This window comes from Roseateles sp. P5_B10 (assembly GCF_056400485.1).
This window is the reverse complement of record NZ_JBFULE010000525.1, coordinates 1-3767: the sequence shown is the minus strand read 5'-3', so window position 1 is coordinate 3767 and position 3767 is coordinate 1. Positions and strand designations below refer to the sequence as shown.

Here is a 3767-nt window from a genome sequence, read left to right as displayed (position 1 = left end):
GCATGGATCTGGTCGGGTGTCAGCTTCAGCGTGGTGGACTGCTGCACACGGTGGGCATACCAGGCCTTGCCGTCGGGCAGGGCCGACCAGCCCGTGCTCTTGCGCGCCTTGGGCATGTACTCGTCGCGCACAAAGGCCAGCAGGCGGGCATAGGCGGGCAACACGCCCGTCGACAGCAACTTGCGCATCTCGGCCGCAATGCGCTCGCGGTCGGCGGCGGGCACAGCCTCGGGGAAGTTCTTGATCGGCCCCCAGAACAAGCTCTTCTCGGGGTCGGTCACGGCCAGGGCCGTCAGCTGCGGCAGCACCTTTTCCATGACCGCGCGCGGCTGGGTCACGCCGGCCTTGAGGCCGTCGCGCATATTGGCAATGCTGCCGTCGAACAGGGGCACCGCCAGAGCCAGGCGCTTGAGCCAGTCGTCGTAGTCCTTGGTCGTCCTGAAGGGCTGGATGGATTGGCCCGTGCCCATCTGCGCCAGGAAGCTGGGCAGGCCACCGATCTGGCTGATGGGCTGCATCCAGTCCGGGAAGCGCTCGCCAGCCAGGTTCTGCTCCAGGTCGAGCTTGAGGATGCTGTAGGAGACGCGGTCCCTGGGTTCCAGTTTGGCCTTGCTGAAACCGGTCAGGGCCTTCAATTGCTCCTGCAACTCGCGCTTGGCCTGGACGCGGTAGGCCGCGGTCGTGGTGTCGATGAGGCGGTCGTTGTAGCGCGGGTCTCCGAGGGACGTGGCGAGGATGGGCTGGCGCTGCAGCGTCAGTTCCCACTGGGCATCCAGCCATTGGTGGAAGCGTTCGCTCTCGGTGGGAGCGGCCCAGGTGGGCAGGCTTGCGACAAGCAGGCTCAGGGCAAGGCGACGACGCATGAGGTCTCCAGTTTCGAGGTGGCGCGATGCTAGCTATAGACCTGCTGACAGCCAAAGGGCATGGCTTCCCTAGAATCGCGGGCCTGTTAACACCACGGCAATGGGCCGCGAAGGCCAGCCGCCAGGGCCAATCAAGGCGCAGCGCGCCGGCCGCACTCATGTGCGGGCAAGCGCTGCAACGCAGAGTGGTCCTGGCAGCTGGCCTTCCCGGAGGGTTGTGGCCAGAAAGGCCGCGCGCGGCGTTGCAAATCCTCGCCGGATGACCGACCCGGCTGCGGTTTGCGCCTTGCTCGCGGCCTTTCTGGTCACAACGCGGCCCATCGCCGTGGTGTCAACAGGCCCCTGCCCCGCTTCGGGGCTGTTGTCGTTTGTAGAGCTCCATGACGCTGCCATCGCTGCCGGCCATTGCGCCGGGCAAGAAGTTCACCCACCCTCGCCCCGTCGGCTCAGCCGACGCCCTGCTGCTCGCGCGCTTCGTGCAGCAGCAGCGCGACGCCGGGCGCATGGCCGCCATCTTCACGGCCGAGCCGGGCGACACGCAGCGCCTGGAAGACGAGCTGAAGTTCTTCGCGCCCGAGCTCAAGGTGGCTGTCTTCCCCGACTGGGAAACCCTGCCCTACGACAGCTTCAGCCCCCACCAGGACCTGATCTCCGAGCGTTTGGCAACGCTGTGGGAGCTGCTGCAAAGCAAAAAAACGAAAAGCATCGACGTGGTGCTGATGCCCGCATCGACTGCGCTGACGCGCCTCGCGCCGCCCAGCTTCCTGGCCGGCACCACCTTCAACTTCAAGCAGAAGCAGCGCCTGGACGAGGCCTCGCTGCGCTCCCAGCTCACGCTGGCCGGCTACACCCACGTCAGCCAGGTCGTGCAGCCGGGCGAGTACGCCGTGCGCGGCGGCCTCATCGACTTGTTCCCCATGGGCTCTGCCGTGCCCTATCGCGTCGATCTGTTCGGCGACGAGGTCGATTCCATCCGCACCTTCGACCCCGACAGCCAGCGCAGCCTCTACCCCGTGCCCGAGGTGCGCCTGCTGCCCGGCCGCGAATTCCCGATGGACGAGGTGGCGCGCAAGAAGTTCCGCGAACGCTGGCGCGAGAAGATGGACGGCGACCCGAGCAAAGCGCGCATCTACCGCGACATCGGCGAGGGGATCGCCTCAGGTGGCATCGAGTACTACCTGCCACTGTTTTTCGACCAGACGGCCACGGTCTTCGACTACCTCGGTGGCGAAGCCGGCCTGGCCCTGCACGGCGAGGTGGATGAAGCCATCCAGCGCTTCTGGACCGACACCAAGGAGCGCCACCGTTTCCTGCAGCACGACCCCGAGCGGCCGCTGCTGCCGCCGCAAGAGATCTTCCTGACGGCCGAGGACTTCTTCGGCCTGACCAAGCCGCACGCGGTGCTGTCGGTGCGCGGCGGCGAGCCGGTGGACTTCGCCCGGCCTCTGCCCGACATCAGCGTCGAGCGCGGCGTGCAGGAACCGCTGGCCCGCCTGGCCGCCCACCTGAAGGCGACGCCGCACCGCGTGCTGCTCCTGGCCGAGAGCGAAGGCCGCCGCGAGAGCCTGCTGGAGCAGCTGCGCGACAGCAAGATCGAACCGCCGTCGGTCAAGGACCTGGCCGAGTTCCTGGCCGGCGACGAGAAATACGCAATAACCGCCGCGCCGCTGGCGACGGGATTCTTTTGGAACGACGCGCAGCAACCCGTTCAGCTTTTCACTGAGACGGAACTGTTCGCGACGATGCCGACGACCCGGCGGCGGCGCAAGCAGGAGCAGGTCAGCGACGTCAATGCGCTGATCAAGGACCTGTCCGAGCTGAAGGTGGGCGACCCGGTCGTGCACATCAACCACGGCATCGGCCGCTACCAGGGCCTGGTCAACATCGACGTGGGCGACGGCAGTTCGGAGTTCCTGCACCTGGAGTACGCCGACAAGGCGACGCTGTATGTGCCGGTGGCCCAGCTGCACCTGATCGGCCGCTACACCGGCGTGAGCGCCGAGGAAGCACCGCTGCACAAGCTGGGCTCGGGCCAATGGGAGAAGGCCAAGCGCAAGGCCGCCGAGCAGGTGCGCGACACCGCCGCCGAGCTGCTCAACCTCTACGCCCGCCGCGCTGCTCGCGAGGGCCATGCCTTCCGCTACTCGGGCCACGACTACGAGGCCTTTGCGGCGTCCTTCGGCTTCGAGGAAACGCCCGACCAGCGTGCCGCCATCCACTCCGTCATCCAGGACATGATCAGCCCCAAGCCCATGGACCGCCTGGTCTGCGGCGACGTGGGCTTTGGCAAGACCGAGGTGGCGCTGCGCGCGGCCTTTGTCGCGGTGATGGGCGGCAAGCAGGTTGCCATCCTGGCGCCCACCACGCTGCTGGCCGAGCAGCATTACCAGAACATCGTCGACCGCTTCGGCGCCTGGCCGGTCAAGGTGGCGGAGATGAGCCGCTTCCGCTCGGCCAAGGAGATCAAGGCCGCGATGGAGGGCATTGCCGACGGGACGCTGGACATCGTCGTGGGCACGCACAAGCTGCTGTCCGCCGAGGTCAAGTTCAACCGCCTCGGCCTGCTCGTCATCGACGAGGAACACCGCTTCGGCGTGCGCCACAAGGAGGCGATGAAGGCCATGCGCGCCGAGGTCGACGTGCTGACGCTGACGGCCACGCCGATTCCCCGCACGCTCGGCATGGCCTTGGAAGGCCTGCGCGACCTCAGCGTCATTGCCACCGCGCCGCAGCGCCGCCTGGCCATCAAGACCTTTGTGCGCGCCGAAAGCAGCGGCACCATCCGCGAGGCGGTGCTGCGCGAGTTGAAGCGCGGCGGCCAGGTCTACTTCCTGCACAACGAGGTCGAGACCATCGAGAACCGGCGCCAGAAGCTCGAGGAGCTGGTGCCCGAGGCGCGCATCG

Annotated in this window: 2 protein-coding genes; one reads left to right on the top strand and one right to left on the bottom strand. The window is 67.3% G+C overall.

The window, feature by feature from the left end:
- A partial coding sequence (locus AC1DU6_RS23155; RefSeq protein ID WP_477859903.1) for a DUF885 domain-containing protein occupies positions 1-863 on the bottom strand: 863 nt, incomplete at its 3' end.
- 380 nt (positions 864-1243) lie between these two features.
- On the opposite strand from AC1DU6_RS23155, the gene AC1DU6_RS23150 reads away from it, so the two are divergent.
- The coding region (locus tag AC1DU6_RS23150) for a transcription-repair coupling factor (protein WP_477859901.1) at positions 1244-3767 on the top strand (2524 nt) is incomplete at its 3' end.